3 protein-coding genes are annotated in these 16,578 nt (G+C 68.9%); all 3 read right to left on the reverse strand.

Annotated elements, in window-relative coordinates:
• Positions 1–303: condensation domain-containing protein (locus ACEN9F_RS32010; RefSeq protein ID WP_413427274.1), on the reverse strand; the 303-nt coding region annotated here is incomplete at its 3' end.
• The gene (locus ACEN9F_RS32015) at positions 296–6,922 is read right to left on the reverse strand and encodes an amino acid adenylation domain-containing protein (RefSeq protein WP_413427276.1); all 6,627 of its coding nucleotides are present in this window, start codon (positions 6,920–6,922) and stop codon (positions 296–298) included. The genes ACEN9F_RS32010 and ACEN9F_RS32015, both read right to left, overlap by 8 nt.
• A 20-nt stretch (positions 6,923–6,942) precedes the next feature.
• Positions 6,943–16,578: amino acid adenylation domain-containing protein (locus ACEN9F_RS32020; RefSeq protein ID WP_413427278.1), on the reverse strand; the 9,636-nt coding region annotated here is incomplete at its 5' end.

The raw sequence follows: 16,578 nt of genomic DNA on the forward strand, positions 1-16,578 counted from the left end.
CGTGCGCAGGATTTCGTGACGCGCCACCAGGCCGTCCAGCGCGGCACGCAAGGCATCGACATCAAGCCGGCCGCGCAGCCGCATCGCTGAGGATGCGCGGTACGCCGCGCCGGCGGCCATATCGATTTGCTCAAGGAGCCACAGGCGCTGCTGCCCCCACGACAACGGCAGTGCGGCATCGCGCGCGACGGCAGCGATGGCGCCTTCCCTGTCGCCGCGCGTGCGCAGCGCGAGCAACTTCGCCGCCCGCGAGATCAGGACTTCCTGCTTTAATTGCTCGGTTTTCGTGAGCGGACTATTCATTACCAAGACCTTCCTTTTCTCGGGTTAAGATTGCTTCTAGTTCACTATCATCCAGCGCATCGAGGTCGCGTGTCAGCTCGGCGAGCTCCTCCTCGCTCAGCGCGGCCAACTGCTGCACGGTGATTTCCTGGGCCAATGCGGCCAGCGTCGGCGTCTGGAACAAGCTCCTGAGTTCCAGCTCGACGCCGGCCTGCTCGCGCACGCGCCCCAGCAATTGAATCGCCAGCAGCGAATGGCCGCCCAGGGCAAAGAAATCGTCGTGCCGGCCGACCTGTGACACGCCCAGCAATTGCCGCCAGATGTCCGCCAGCAGTGTTTCCATTTCCCCCTGCGGCGGTTCGGCCGGCGCCGCCCGGTGCGCATCGTCGTCCGGCGCCGGCAAGGCCTTGCGGTCCAATTTGCCGTTCGGCGTCAACGGGAAAGCCGGCAGCACGACGATGGCGCCGGGCACCATATATTCGGCCAGGCGCGTCAGCAGCAGCGGGCGCAGCGTGGCGGTGGATAAAGTCGCGCCGTCGGTCACGACCACGTAGGCCACCAGGCGCTTGCCGCCGTCGGCCTCCGGCCGCGCCACGACGACGGCGTCGCGCACGCCTTCGCAGCGCAGCAGCGCCGATTCAATCTCCTCCAGCTCGATGCGGAAGCCGCGCACCTTGACCTGGAAATCGTTACGTCCCTGGAAATACACGGCGCCGTCGTCGCCCCAGCGCCCCAGGTCGCCCGTGCGGTACAGGCGGGCGCCGGGCCCGGCGCTGAACGGATCGGCGATGAAGCGGCTCGCGTTCAAGTCGTCGCGATTGAGATAGCCGCGCGCGATGCCCAGCCCGCCGATGCAGATCTCGCCGGTCGCCCCGGCAGGCAGCAGGCGCTGCCTGCCATCCAGAATGTAGATCCGGGCATTCAGCATCGGCGTGCCGATCGAGGTCATCGAGCGCGCGTCGTCCGCCGCCACATAGGTGGCGGTGCAGGACACCGTGGCCTCGGTCGGCCCGTAGGTGTTGACCAGCCTGACGCCGGCCGGACGGATGGTGTCCCAGTCGAGTATCTTTTGCGGCGACAGCACGTCGCCGGTGACGTTGATCAGCCGCACCCCGTGCAATTGCTGCAAGGCCAGGTGTGGCGCCGCCAGCCAATGGCCCACCAGGTTGTGCCAATGGGCCGACGTCAGGTGCACCACGCTCGGCCGCATGCCATCGTCCAGCGCCAGGTTGGCGCCGAACAGGCCCTCGGTCGGCATGACGGCCGCGCCGCTGGCCAGCGCCGGGAAGATTTCCTCCACCGACAAGTCGAAGTTCAGGGTGTTCTGATGCAGGACGGTGTCGCCGGCATGCGAGGCGAACAACGCCACGGCGCCGGCGCTGTAGTTGCACAGGTTGCCGTGCTCGACCATCACGCCCTTCGGCAGCCCGGTCGAGCCCGACGTATAGATCACATAGGCGAGATGGTGCGCGCGCAGCCCCGAGGCCGCCGGATCGGGATTGTGCGGCGCGCAGGCCGCGATGCGCTGCGCATCGGCATCGACCAGCACCACGGCGCCGTCTTGCGGCGCCAGCCTGGACGCCAGTTCTTGCCGCGTCAGCACGGCCACCGGCGCGCTGTCGCCCAGCATATGCGCCAGCCGCTCCGGCGGGAAATTGGGGTCGAGCGGCACATAGGCGCCGCCGGCCTTCAGGATCGCCAGCATGCCGACGATGCTGGCGACGCCGCGTTCCAGCGCCAGGCCGACCCGGCTGTCCGGCCCCACGCCGAGCCCGATCAGATAGTGGGCCAGCCGGTTGGCCCGGATGTTGAGTTCGGCGTAACTGAGCACTTCCTGCCGCGTCCGCACGGCCGGCGCGTCCGGCTGGCGCGCCGCCTGGCGCTCGAACAACTGATGCGCCAGCAGGTCCGGCGACGCCGGCGTCACGGGATAGGCGTCGAGCAAGGCGTCGCGCTCATCGGGCGGCAGGATATGCAAGGCCTGCAACGGCGTGTCAGGCGCCGCTTCCAGCGCGTCCAGCAGCTGGCAGAGCGTGGTGTGCAGATAGCCGATGATGCGCTGCGGGGCGATCCGCACCGTGCACGCTTCGAGGGCGAAGTCGCTCCTCGTATCGTCGATCGACACGTCGATCGGATAATTGGTGCGTTCCTCTGCCGACAATAAGTGGACGCCATCCCATTCCTTAAGGGCTTGCGCGGCCTGCTGCCGGGGGCTGTGCCTGTAATTCAGCAAGGTCGTAAACAACGGGGCGGGCGCGGCGACGCCGCTGCAGCGCTGCGCCAACGCCAACGGCGCCTGTTCATGCGTCAGCAACTCGCCCAGGTCGCGGTAGGTGGCGGCGACGGCGTCCAGCGCGCTGGCGCCGTCGAGCCGGATCCGTATCGGCAGGGTGTTGATGAACATGCCCAGCGTGCCGCCGCTGCCCGCCGTGCCGCGCATGCGGCCCGACAGCACGGTGCCGAACACCACATCGTCGCGTCCGGCGCACCGGCCCAGAACCAGCGCCCAGGCCACGTGGAACAGCACCGCCGGTGTCACGGCGTGGCGCCGCGCGGCCTCCCGCAGGCGCGCACTCATCGCCGTCTCCAATGCCATGCGCGCGATGCGCACGTCCTTGCCGCTGCCTTGCACATCGAGCAGGCCGAACGGTGCCGTCGGTTCCTCCACATCGCCCAGCACGCGCCGGAAATATGCCTCTTGCACGACAGGATCGTCGTTTAGCGTCTGCGCGATGAAATTGCGGTAAGGCAGCGAGGCCGGCAATTGGTCGGCCCGGTCCCGCAGCAACAGGCCTATCTCGGCGATCAGCAGCTCCATCGTCACATGGTCGCTCACCAGGTGATGATTCAGCAGCGACAAATGGTACTTGCCGTTTTCCTCATCGTGCACCGTGTAGGCGCGCAGCAAGGGAGCACGTAGCAGATCCAGGCGCAGTTGGCGCGGATCGGTTTGCGCCATCAACCGTTCAAGCGCATCGGCGCCGCCGTCGAGCCGTTCGACGAGCAGCGGCGCCGCGCGGTGCACCACCTGCACCGGTTGCGGCAAGCCTTGCCAGCGCACGGCGCTGCGCAAGATGTCGTGGCGGTCGATGACCCGCTGCAGCGCGTCCAGGAACGCCTCCATCCGCGCGGCCGTGTCGAAGCTGATCACCGAACGCATCAGATAGGCGTCGCCCTCGCCGCCCAGCAGGTGGTGGAACAAGATGCCCGCCTGCACCGGCGCCAGCGGATAGATGTCCTGGATATTGGCCGCGCCGCCGGGCACGGACGCCGCCACCTGCTCGATCTGCGCCGGCGTCAACGCCACCAGCGGCAGCATCTCCGGCGTGATCACCGTCGCGCCGGCCGGGACGCCGTTGGGCGGCACCTCGAACGCCGCCGCGCCGCCGGCCGTCACCAATCCGGCCGCCAGTTCCGCCAGCGTCGGCGCCCCGAAGACGCTGCGCACATCGCCATGCCAGCCCCGCTGGCGCAGGCGCTCGAGCATGCCGATCACCATCAGCGAATGGCCGCCCAGCTCGAAGAAGTGATCGTGCCGGCCCACCTGCTCCACGCCCAGCAGTTCCTGCCAGATCGCGGCGATGGCCTCTTCCGCCGCCCCTTGCGGCGGCGCATATTCGCGCACCGCCAGCGCCGACGCATCCGGCGCCGACAGCGCCTTGCGATCGAGCTTGCCGTTCGGCGTCAACGGCAACGCCTCCAACATCACGAACGCGCCCGGTATCATGTACTCGGCCACTTGCCGCGCCAGCGCCGCGCGCAGCGCCGCCGCTTCCAGCTGCGCTCCCGTCGCCGGCACCAGATAAGCCACCAGCCGCATGTCGCCGCCCTCGCCGCGCGCCACCACCACCGCCTCGCCCACGCCCTCGCATGCCATCAGGCGCGCTTCGATCTCGCCCAGTTCGATGCGCTGGCCGCGCAGCTTGACCTGGAAGTCGTTGCGGCCCAGGTATTCGATCGCGCCATCCTCGCGCCAGCGGCCCACGTCGCCCGTCTTGTACATGCGCGCCCGCGGCACGCCGCTGAACGGATCGGGCACGAAACGCTCGGCCGTCAATTCATGGCGGTTCAGATAGCCGCGTGCCACCTGCACGCCGCCGATATACAGTTCGCCGGCCACGCCCACCGGCACCGGCTGCCCTTGGCGGTCCAGCACATACATCGCCGTGTTGGCGATCGGACGTCCGATCGGCACGCTGCTTCCCGCCTGCCCCGGCAGGCAATGCCATGCCGTGACATCGACCGCCGCCTCGGTCGGTCCGTACAGATTGTGCAGTTCGACGTCCGGCAGGCTGCGGTGGAAATGCTGCTGCAACGCCGCCGGCAGCGCCTCGCCGCTGCACAGCACGCGCCGCAACGAAGCGCAGCGGCGCGCGTCGGCCTGCGGCAGGAACAGCTGCAGCATCGACGGCACGAAGTGCAGCATTGTGATGCCCGCCGTCTCGATCGCCTCGGCCAGGTATTGCGGGTCCTGATGTCCCTGCGGCCGCGCCATCACCAGTTGCGCCCCGGCCAGCAACGGCAGGAAAAATTCCCAGACCGAGACGTCGAACGCCATCGGCGTCTTTTGCAGAACGCGGTCGCGCGCCGTCAGCTGGTAGGTGTCCTGTGCCCACAGCAAACGGTTGACGACGCCGTCGTGCTGGTTCATCGCGCCTTTCGGCTGCCCGGTGGAGCCGGAGGTGTAGATCACGTAGGCCAGATGGTCCGGGCGCAGCGCGCCACGTTCCGGATTGGTGTCCGGCAGGCCGGCCAGCGCCGCCTCCAAGCCATCGAGTTCGAGCACCGGCACGGCGCCCGCGGCCAGCCGGTCACGCAAGGCGCTGTGCGTCAACAGCGCGCGCGGCGCACTGTCGGCCAGCATGTAGGCCAGGCGCTCGGCCGGATAGTCGGGATCCAGCGGCACGTAGGCCCCGCCCGCCTTCAGGATCGCCAGCAGCCCCACCACCATCTCGACGCTGCGCTCGACGCAGATCGCCACCCGCTCGTCCGGGCCGATGCCCAGCGCGCGCAAGTGATGCGCCAGGCGGTTGGCGCGCTGGTTCAGCTGCGCATAGCTCAGGCGCTCGGCGCCGCACACCAGCGCCGTCGCCGCGCCATCGCGCGCCACCTGTTCCTCGAACAGCTCGTGCACCAGGCGCGACGGATAAGGATGCGCCGTCGCGTTGAAGCCGGCCAGCTGCGCCAGCCCCGCCGGGTCCAGCAGCGGCAGACGGCTCACCACCTGCTGCGCGTCGGCCACCATGCCGGCCAGGATCGTTTCGAAGTACTGGATGAAGCGGGCCACCGTGCTCGCATCGAACAGCGCGCTCGCGTAGGTGAGAGAACCGTGCAGCGATCCCTCGTACTCTTCCAGCACCAGGCTTAGTTCGAACTGCGCGCTGTTGCCGTCCTGCGGCATGCTGTCCAGCGTCAGGTCCGGCAGCGTCAGGCTGCGCGCCGGTGTGTTGTTCAGGCTCAGCATCACCTGGAAGACCGGGCTGTGGCTGGTGCTGCGCGGTGGCTTGAGCGCCTCGACCACCTGCTCGAACGCCACATCCTGGTGGCTGTAAGCCTCCAGCGTACTGGCCTTGACCCGGGCCAGAAGCTGCGCCACCGTGGGATCGTCCTCCAGCGTCACGCGCAGCGCCAGCGTGTTGATGAAGAAGCCGATCAAGTTCGTCACGTCGCCACGCTGGCGATTCGCCACCGGCGTGCCGGTCACCACCTCGCCCTGCCCGCTCAGGCGCGATAGCAGCACCGACCAGCCGGCCAGCAAGGCCATGAACAAGGTCGCGCCTTCCCGTCGCGCCAACTGGCGCAAGCCATCGGCCAACGCGGCCGGCAGGCGCACCGGCAGCGCGCCGCCCGCATAGCTTTGCTGCGCCGGACGCGGCCGGTCTAGCGGCAATTCCAGCAGCGACGGCGCGCCGCCCAGGTGGCCGCGCCAGAACGCCAGTTGGCGCTCCAGCAGCTCGCCCTGCAGCCAGCCGCGCTGCCATTGCGCGTAGTCGGCGTACTGCACGGCCAGCGGCGGCAGCGGATCGGCCTGGCCCTGGCTGAAGGCGGTATATAAAGTCCGTACTTCCTCGACCAGGAGGCCGACCGACCAGCCGTCCGACACGATGTGGTGCTGCGTCAGCAGCAGCACGTGTTCCTCTTCCGCCAGCCGCAGCAACTGGCCGCGGATCAGCGGTCCCCGCGCCAGGTCGAACGGCGCGCTCGCCTCGTCCACGCTGTAGCGCTCGACGGCGCTGGCTTGCTCATGCCCCGCCAAGGCGCGCAGGTCGCTCACCGCCAGCGCGAATGCGGCCGGCGCGTCGATCTGTTGCGCCGGCTGGCCGGCCTGCTCGACGAAACGGGTGCGCAGCACTTCGTGGCGCGCCACGATGCGCGTCAGCGCGGCGCGCAAGGCGTCGGCGTCGAGCCGGCCGCGCAATCGCAGCCGCGCGGGCATGTGGTAGGCGGCGCCGGCCGCCGGGTCCATCCGGTCCAGGAACCACAGGCGCTGCTGCGCCCACGACAACGGCAACGCCGTGTTGCGGTCGGCCAGCGAGATGGGGGCTTCCACAACAGGTATCGCCGTGCGCTCAGCCTGACGCGCCAACTTCAGCATCAACAGCTCGCGCTTCAATTCTTCCAGGGTGCTATGTGTCTTCATGGATTCGAAATCGGTCATGGTTAGTTTGTCGCGGCAAGCCTGCGTTCCTCTTCCAGCAATTGCATGAGTTCCGCCTCCGGCAACTCGTCAATGTCCTTGCTCAGCACCTCGATGTCGGCGGCAGCGAATTGCGCCAGCTGTTTATCGCTGATTACCATACCAATTGCGTCAACGGTGGCCTGATGGAATAGCTCGTGTATGGTCAACTCCACGCCGAATTGGCCGCGCAGCAAACTCAATAACTGGATCGCCAGCAGCGAGTGGCCGCCCAGCTCGAAGAAATTGTCGTGCCGGCCTACCTTTTCCACGCCGAGCAAGTCTTGCCAGATCGCCGCAATCGCCTTTTCCACCACTCCCTGTGGCGGTACATACTCGCGCGCCGCCAGCGCCGACGCATCCGGCGCCGGCAGCGCCTTGCGATCGAGCTTGCCGTTCGGGGTCAGCGGCAACGCCTCCAGCATCACGAACGCGCCCGGTATCATGTACTCGGCCACTTGCCGCGCCAGCGCCGCGCGCAGCGCCGCCGCTTCCAGCTGCGCTCCCGCCGCCGGCACCAGATAGGCCACCAGCCGCATGTCGCCGCCCTCGCCGCGCGCCACCACCACCGCCTCGCCCACGCCCTCGCATGCCATCAGGCGCGCTTCGATCTCGCCCAGTTCGATGCGCTGGCCGCGCAGCTTGACCTGGAAGTCGTTGCGGCCCAGGTATTCGATCGCGCCATCCTCGCGCCAGCGGCCCACGTCGCCCGTCTTGTACATGCGCGCCCGCGGCACGCCGCTGAACGGATCGGGCACGAAACGCTCGGCCGTCAATTCATGGCGGTTCAGATAGCCGCGTGCCACCTGCACGCCGCCGATATACAGTTCGCCGGCCACGCCCACCGGCACCGGCTGCCCTTGGCGGTCCAGCACATACATCGCCGTGTTGGCGATCGGACGTCCGATCGGCACGCTGCTTCCCGCCTGCCCCGGCAGGCAATGCCATGCCGTGACATCGACCGCCGCCTCGGTCGGTCCGTACAGATTGTGCAGTTCGACGTCCGGCAGGCTGCGGTGGAAATGCTGCTGCAACGCCGCCGGCAGCGCCTCGCCGCTGCACAGCACGCGCCGCAACGAAGCGCAGCGGCGCGCGTCGGCCTGCGGCAGGAACAGCTGCAGCATCGACGGCACGAAGTGCAGCATTGTGATGCCCGCCGTCTCGATCGCCTCGGCCAGGTATTGCGGGTCCTGATGTCCCTGCGGCCGCGCCATCACCAGTTGCGCCCCGGCCAGCAACGGCAGGAAAAATTCCCAGACCGAGACGTCGAACGCCATCGGCGTCTTTTGCAGAACGCGGTCGCGCGCCGTCAGCTGGTAGGTGTCCTGTGCCCACAGCAAACGGTTGACGACGCCGTCGTGCTGGTTCATCGCGCCTTTCGGCTGCCCGGTGGAGCCGGAGGTGTAGATCACGTAGGCCAGATGGTCCGGGCGCAGCGCGCCACGTTCCGGATTGGTGTCCGGCAGGCCGGCCAGCGCCGCCTCCAAGCCATCGAGTTCGAGCACCGGCACGGCGCCCGCGGCCAGCCGGTCACGCAAGGCGCTGTGCGTCAACAGCGCGCGCGGCGCACTGTCGGCCAGCATGTAGGCCAGGCGCTCGGCCGGATAGTCGGGATCCAGCGGCACGTAGGCCCCGCCCGCCTTCAGGATCGCCAGCAGGCCCACCACCATCTCGACGCTGCGCTCGACGCAGATCGCCACCCGCTCGTCCGGGCCGATGCCCAGCGCGCGCAAGTGATGCGCCAGGCGGTTGGCGCGCTGGTTCAGCTGCGCATAGCTCAGGCGCTCGGCGCCGCACACCAGCGCCGTCGCCGCGCCATCGCGCGCCACCTGCTGCTCGAACAGCTCGTGCACCAGGCTCGCTGGATACGCGCGCGGCGCGCCCTGGAATTGTTCCAGCAGCTGATGCCGTTCGGCGGCAGGCAGGATGGCAAGGCTGCTCAGTTGCGCCTCGGGCCTCAGCTGCAAGGCCAGGACGAATTGCTCCACGGCGTGCGCCAGCAGGTCCGCGACCCGGGCCGCGCTCACGCCGACGCACTGCGCCGTGATGGCGAACGCCTGCCCCAGGTCGTCCACCGACAGCGTCAGCGGATAGTTGGTCCGCTCCTCGTCAGGCGCGGCCTCGATCCCCGCCCACGCCGATGCCGCTTGCGGATCCTGGGTATTGTCCCCGCTGTGACGATAATTCAGTAAAGACGTAAACAAAGGCACCGGCGCGGCGACACCGCTGCAGCGCTGCGCCAGGGCCAACGGCGCCTGTTCATGCGCCACCAACTCGCTCAATTGGGCGTACACCGCGGCCACGGATTCGCCCACGCCGACGCCTTCGAGCCTGATGCGCACCGGCAGCGTATTGATGAACATGCCCAGCACCCGGTCCGCACCGCTGGTACCCTGCAAGCGGCCCGACAGCACCGTTCCAAACACCGCCTCCCGACGGTCGCTGCACTGCGCCACCACGAGGGCCCAGGCCACATGGAACAGCACTGCCGGCGATACCCTATGCTGGCGCGCCAGTGCCCTGATCGACGATGACATGTTGCCATCGAGACCAATCCGAACTTCATCGACGTGCTGGCCGTCACCGCGTACATCGAACAGTCCGAACGGCGCCGTCGGCTCGTCCACATCACCCAATTGGGCGCGGAAATAGGCTTCGTGCACGGCCGGATCGACGGCCAGCGTCTGCGCCACGAAATTGCGGTAAGGCAGCGCCGACGGCAGTGCCGCGCCTCGCCCGGCCAGCAGCATGCCGATCTCCCCGATGACGACTTCCAGCGTCACGTGGTCGCACACCAGATGGTGGGTCAGCAGCGCCAGATGGCAAACCTCGCTGTCCGGCGCTTGCACGGTCCAGGCGGACAGCAGCGGCGCGCGCTGCAAATCCAGGCGCAGTCGGCGCGGATCTGCTTGCGCCAGTAACTGTTCGCGTGCCGGCGTGTTTCCGTCCGTTGGCAGCCTCGTCACGGGCAGTCGCGCCACGCGGTGCACCACCTGCACCGGCTGCGGCAAGCCTTGCCAGTGCACGGCGCTGCGCAAGATGTCGTGGCGATCGATGACCTGCTGCAGCGCGGCCAGGAACGCGCCCATGCGCGCGGCGGTGTCGAAACTGAGCGTGGAGCGTAGCAGGTAGGCATCGCCCTCGCCGCCCAGCAGGTGATGGAACAAGATGCCCGCCTGCAGTGGCGCCAGCGGATAGATGTCCTGGATATTGGCCGCGCCGCCGGGAACAGACGCCGCCACCTGCTCGATCTGCGCCGGCGTCAACGCCACCAGCGGCAGCATCTCCGGCGTGATCTGCGTCGCGCCAGCCGGAATGCCGTTGGGCGGCACTTCGACCGCCACCGCGCCGCCGGTCGTCACCAACCTGGCCGCCAGCGCCGCCAGCGTCGGCGCCGCGAAAACGCCGCGCACATCGCCATGCCAGCCCTGCTGGCGCAGGCGTTCGAGCATGCTGATCAACATCAGTGAATGGCCGCCCAGCTCGAAGAAGTGATCGTGCCGGCCCACCTGCTCCACGCCCAGCAGTTCCCGCCAGATCGTCGCGATCGCCTTTTCCACCACTCCCTGTGGCGGCACGTACTCGCGCGCCGCCAGCGCCGACGCGTCCGGCGCCGGCAGGGCCTTGCGATCGAGCTTGCCGTTCGGCGTCAGCGGCAACGCCTCCAGCATCACGAACGCGCCCGGTATCATGTATTCGGCCACTTGCCGCGCCAGCGCCGCGCGCAGCGCCGCCGCTTCCAGCTGCGCTCCCGCCGCCGGCACCAGATAGGCCACCAGCCGCATGTCGCCGCCTTCGCCGCGCGCCACCACCACCGCCTCGCCCACGCCGTCGCATGCCACCAGGCGAGCTTCGATCTCGCCCAGTTCGATGCGCTGGCCGCGCAGCTTGACCTGGAAGTCGTTGCGGCCCAGGTATTCGATCGCGCCATCCTCGCGCCAGCGGCCCACGTCGCCCGTCTTGTACATGCGCGCCCGCGGCACGCCGCTGAACGAATCGGGCACGAAACGCTCGGCCGTCAATTCATGGCGGTTCAGATAGCCGCGTGCCACCTGCACGCCGCCGATATACAGTTCGCCGGCCACGCCCACCGGCACCGGCTGGCCCTGGCGGTCCAGCACATACATCGCCGTGTTGGCGATCGGACGTCCGATCGGCACGCTGCTTCCCCCCTGTCCCGGCAAGCAGTGCCATGCCGTGACCTCGACCGCCGCCTCGGTCGGCCCGTACAGATTGTGCAGTTCGACGTCCGGCAGGCTGCGGTGGAAATGCTGCTGCAGCGCCGCCGGCAGCGCCTCGCCGCTGCACAGCACGCGCCGCAACGAAGCGCAGCGGCGCGCGTCGGCCTGCGGCAGGAACAGCTGCAGCATCGACGGCACGAAGTGCATCATCGTGATGCCCGCAGCTTCGATCGCCTCGGCCAGGTATTGCGGATCCAGGTGACCCTGCGGCCGTGCCATCACCAGTTGCGCCCCGGCCAGCAGCGGCAGGAAGAATTCCCAGACCGAGACGTCGAACGCCATCGGCGTCTTTTGCAGCACCCGGTCGCGCGCCGTCAGCTGGTAGGTGTCCTGCCCCCACAACAAGCGGTTGACGACGCCGTCGTGCTGGTTCATCACGCCTTTCGGCTGCCCGGTGGAGCCGGAGGTGTAGATCACATAGGCCAAATGGTCGGGACGCAGCGCGCCACGTTCCGGATTGGTGTCCGGCAGGCCGGCCAGCGCCGCCTCCAGGCGGTCGAGTTCCAGCACCGGCACCGCGCCTGCGTCCAGCCGCTCGCGCAGGGCGCTGTGCGTCAGCAGCGCGCGCGGCGCACTGTCGGCCAACATATAGGCCAGGCGTTCGCCCGGATAGTCCGGGTCCAGCGGCACGTAGGCGCCGCCCGCCTTCAGGATCGCCAGCAGGCCCACCACCATCTCGACGCTGCGCTCGACGCAGATCGCCACCCGCTCGTCCGGGCCGATGCCCAGCGCGCGCAAATGATGCGCCAGGCGGTTGGCGCGCTGGTTCAGCTGCGCATAGCTCAGGCGCTCGGCGCCGCACACCAGCGCCGTCGCCGCGCCGTCGCGCGCCACCTGCTGCTCGAACAGCTCGTGCACCAGGCTCGCTGGATACGCGCGCGGCGCGCCCTGGAATTGTTCCAGCAGCTGATGCCGTTCGGCGGCTGGCAGGATGGCAAGGCTGCTCAGTTGCGCCTCGGGTCTCAGCTGCAAGGCCAGGACGAATTGCTCCACGGCGTGTGCCAGCAGGTCCGCGACCCGGGCCGCGCTCACGCCATCGCACTGCGCCGTGATGGCGAATGCCTGCCCCAGGTCATCCACCGACAGCGTCAGCGGATAGTTGGTCCGCTCCTCGCCGGGCCCGGCCTCGATGCCTACCCAGGCCAGCGCCGCTTGCGGATCCTGGTCATTACTGCGGCTATGGCGGTAGTTCAGTAACGACGTAAACAAAGGCGCCGGTGCGGCGACACCGCTGCAACGCTGCGCCAGAGCCAGCGGCGCCTGCTCATGCTCCAGCAGTTCGCCCAGTTGAGCGTACACCGCAGCCACCACCTCGCCCACGCTGACGCCTTCGAGCTTGATGCGCACCGGCAGCGTATTGATGAACATGCCCAGCACCCGGTCAGCACCGCTGGTGCCCTGCAAGCGGCCCGACAGCACCGTTCCAAACACCGCCTCCCGACGGTCGCTGCACCGCGCCACCACGAGGGCCCAGGCCACATGGAACAGCACTGCCGGCGATACCCTATGCTGGCGCGCCAGTGCCCTGATCGACGATGACACGTTGCCATCGAGACCAATCCGAACTTCATCGACGTGCTGGCCGTCGCCCCGTACATCGAACAGTCCGAACGGCGCCGTCGGCTCGTCCACATCACCCAATTGGGCACGGAAATAGGCTTCGTGCACGGCCGGATCGACGGCCAGCGTCTGCGCCACGAAATTGCGGTAAGGCAGCGCCGGCGGCAGTGCCGCGCCTCGCCCGGCCAGCAGCATGCCGATCTCCCCGATGACCACTTCCAGCGTCACGTGGTCGCACACCAGATGGTGGGTCAGCAGCGCCAAATGGCAAACCTCGCTGTCCGGCGCTTGCACGGCCCAGGCGGACAGCAGCGGCGCGCGCTGCAAATCCAGCCGCAGTTGACGTGTGTCGGTTTGCACCATCAGCCGCTCAAGCGCATCGGCGCCGCCGTCGAGCCGCTCGATGGTCAGCGGCGCCGCGCGGTGCACCACCTGCACCGGTTGCGGCAAGCCTTGCCAGCGCACGGCGCTGCGCAAGATGTCGTGGCGGTCGATGACCCGCTGCAGCGCGTCCAGGAACGCGGCCATGCGCGCGGCCGTGTCGAAGCTGAGCACGGAGCGCATGAGGTAGGCGTCGCCCTCGCCGCCCAGCAGGTGGTGGAACAAGATGCCCGCCTGCAGTGGCGCCAGCGGATAAATGTCCTGGATGTTGGCCACGCCGCCGGGCACGGACGCCGCTACCTGCTCGATCTGCGCCGGCGTCAACGCCACCAGCGACAGCATCTCCGGCGTGATCGCCGTCGCGCCGGCCGGGATGCCGTTGAGCGGCACCTCGAACGCCGCCGCGCCGCCGGCCGTCACCAATCCAGCCGCCAGTTCCGCCAGCGTCGGCGCCCCGAAGACGCCGCGCACATCGCCATGCCAGCCCCGCTGGCGCAGGCGCTCGAGCATGCCGATCACCATCAGCGAATGGCCGCCCAGCTCGAAGAAGTGATCGTGCCGGCCCACCTGCTCCACGCCCAGCAGTTCCTGCCAGATCGCGGCGATGGCCTCTTCCGCCGCCCCTTGCGGCGGCGCATATTCGCGCACCGCCAGCGCCGACGCATCCGGCGCCGGCAGCGCCTTGCGATCGAGCTTGCCGTTCGGCGTCAACGGCAACGCCTCCAACATCACGAACGCGCCCGGTATCATGTACTCGGCCACTTGCCGCGCCAGCGCCGCGCGCAGCGCCGCCGCTTCCAGTTGCGCTCCCGTCGCCGGCACCAGATAAGCCACCAGCCGCATGTCGCCGCCCTCGCCGAGCGCCACCACCACCGCCTCGCCCACGCCGTCGCACGCCGCCAGGCGCGCTTCGATCTCGCCCAGTTCGATGCGCTGGCCGCGCAGCTTGACCTGGAAGTCGTTGCGGCCCAGGTACTCGATGGCGCCATCCTCGCGCCAGCGGCCCACGTCGCCCGTCTTGTACATGCGCGCCCGCGGCACGCCGCTGAACGGATCGGGCACGAAACGCTCGGCCGTCAATTCATGGCGGTTCAGATAGCCGCGTGCCACCTGCACGCCGCCGATATACAGTTCGCCGGCCACGCCCACCGGCACCGGCTGCCCTTGGCGGTCCAGCACATACATCGCCGTGTTGGCGATCGGACGTCCGATCGGCACGCTGCTTCCCGCCTGCCCCGGCAGGCAATGCCATGCCGTGACATCGACCGCCGCCTCGGTCGGTCCGTACAGATTGTGCAGTTCGACGTCCGGCAGGCTGCGGTGGAAATGCTTCTGCAACGCCGCCGGCAGCGCCTCGCCGCTGCACAGCACGCGCCGCAACGAGGCGCAGCGGCGCGCGTCGGCCTGCGGCAGGAACAACTGCAGCATCGACGGCACGAAGTGCAGCATTGTGATGCCCGCCGTCTCGATCGCCTCGGCCAGGTATTGCGGGTCCTGATGTCCCTGCGGCCGCGCCATCACCAGTTGCGCCCCGGCCAGCAACGGCAGCAAAAATTCCCAGACCGAGACGTCGAACGCCATCGGCGTCTTTTGCAGCACCCGGTCGCGCGCCGTCAGCTGGTAGGTGTCCTGCGCCCACAGCAAACGGTTGACGACGCCGTCGTGCTGGTTCATTACGCCCTTGGGCTGCCCGGTGGAGCCGGAGGTGTAGATCACATAGGCCAAATGGTCGGGACGCAGCGCGCCACGTTCCGGATTGACGTCCGGCAGGCCGGCCAGCGCCGCCTCCAGGCGGTCGAGTTCCAGCACCGGCAACGCGCCTGCGTCCAGCCGCTCGCGCAGGGCGCTGTGCGTCAGCAGCGCGCGCGGCGCGCTGTCGGCCAGCATGTAGGCCAGGCGTTCGGCCGGATAGTCGGGATCCAGCGGCACGTAGGCCCCGCCCGCCTTCAGGATCGCCAACAGCCCCACCACCATCTCGACGCTGCGCTCGACGCAGATCGCCACCCGCTCGTCCGGGCCGATGCCCAGCGCGCGCAAATGATGCGCCAGGCGGTTGGCGCGCTGGTTCAGCTGCGCATAGCTCAGGCGCTCGGCGCCGCACACCAGCGCCATCGCCGCGCCGTCGCGCGCCACCTGTTCCTCGAACAGCTCGTGCACCAGGCGCGACGGATAAGGATGCGCCGTCGCGTTGAAGCCGGCCAGCTGCGCCAGCCCCGCCGGGTCCAGCAGCGGCAGACGGCTCACCGCCTGCTGCGCGTCGGCCACCATGCCGGCCAGGATCGTTTCGAAGTACTGGATGAAGCGGGCCACCGTGCTCGCATCGAACAGCGTGCTCGCGTAGGTGAGCCAGCCATGCAGCGAGCCGTCCTGTTCTTCCAACGCCAGGTTCAACTCAAACTGCGCGCTGCCGCGCTGCTGCGCCAATATATCCAGTGTCAGGCCCGGCAGCGTCAGGCTGCGATCAGGCGTATTGTTCAGGCTCAGCATCACCTGGAAGACCGGGCTGTGGCTGGTGCTGCGCGGCGGCTTGAGCGCCTCGACCACCTGCTCGAACGGCACATCCTGGTGGCTGTAGGCCTCCAGCGTGTCGGCCTTGACCCGGGCCAGCAGCTGCGCCACCGTGGGATCGTCCTCCAGCGTCACGCGCAGCGCCAGCGTGTTGACGAAGAAGCCGATCAAGTTCGCGACGTCGCCACGCTGGCGGTTCGCCACCGGCGTGCCGGTCACCACCTCGCCCTGCCCGCTCAAGCGCGACAGCAGCACCGACCAGCCGGCCAGCAAGGTCATGAACAAAGTCGTCCCTTCCCGCCGCGCCAACTGGCGCAAGCCATCGGCCAACGCGGCCGGCAGGCGCACCGGCAGCGCCCCCCCCGCATAGCTTTGCTGCGCAGGGCGCGGCCGGTCCAGCGGCAATTCCAGCAGCGACGGCGCGCCGCCCAGGTGGCCGCGCCAGAACGCCAGTTGGCGCTCCAGCAGCTCGCCCTGCAGCCAGCCGCGCTGCCATTGCGCGTAGTCGGCGTACTGCACGGCCAGCGGCGGCAGCGGATCGGCCTGGCCCTGGCTGAAGGCGGTATATAAAGTCCGTACTTCCTCGACCAGCAAGCCGACCGACCAGCCGTCCGACACGATGTGGTGCTGCGTCAGCAGCAGCACGTGTTCCTCTTCCGCCAGTCGCAGCAACTGGCCGCGGATCAGCGGTCCCCGCGCCAGGTCGAACGGCGCGCTCGCCTCGTCCACGCTGTAGCGTTCGACGGCGCTGGCTTGTTCGTGCCCCGCCAAGGCGCGCAGGTCGCTCACCGCCAGTGCGAATGCGGCCGGCGCGTCGATCTGCTGCGCCGGCAGGCCTGCCTGCTCGACGAAACGGGTGCGCAGCACCTCATGGCGCGCCACGATGCGCGTCAGCGCAGCGCGCAAGGCGCCAGCGTCGAGGTGGCCGCG

This window comes from Duganella sp. CT11-25 (genome assembly GCF_047302815.1).
Lineage (GTDB): Bacteria > Pseudomonadota > Gammaproteobacteria > Burkholderiales > Burkholderiaceae_D > Rugamonas.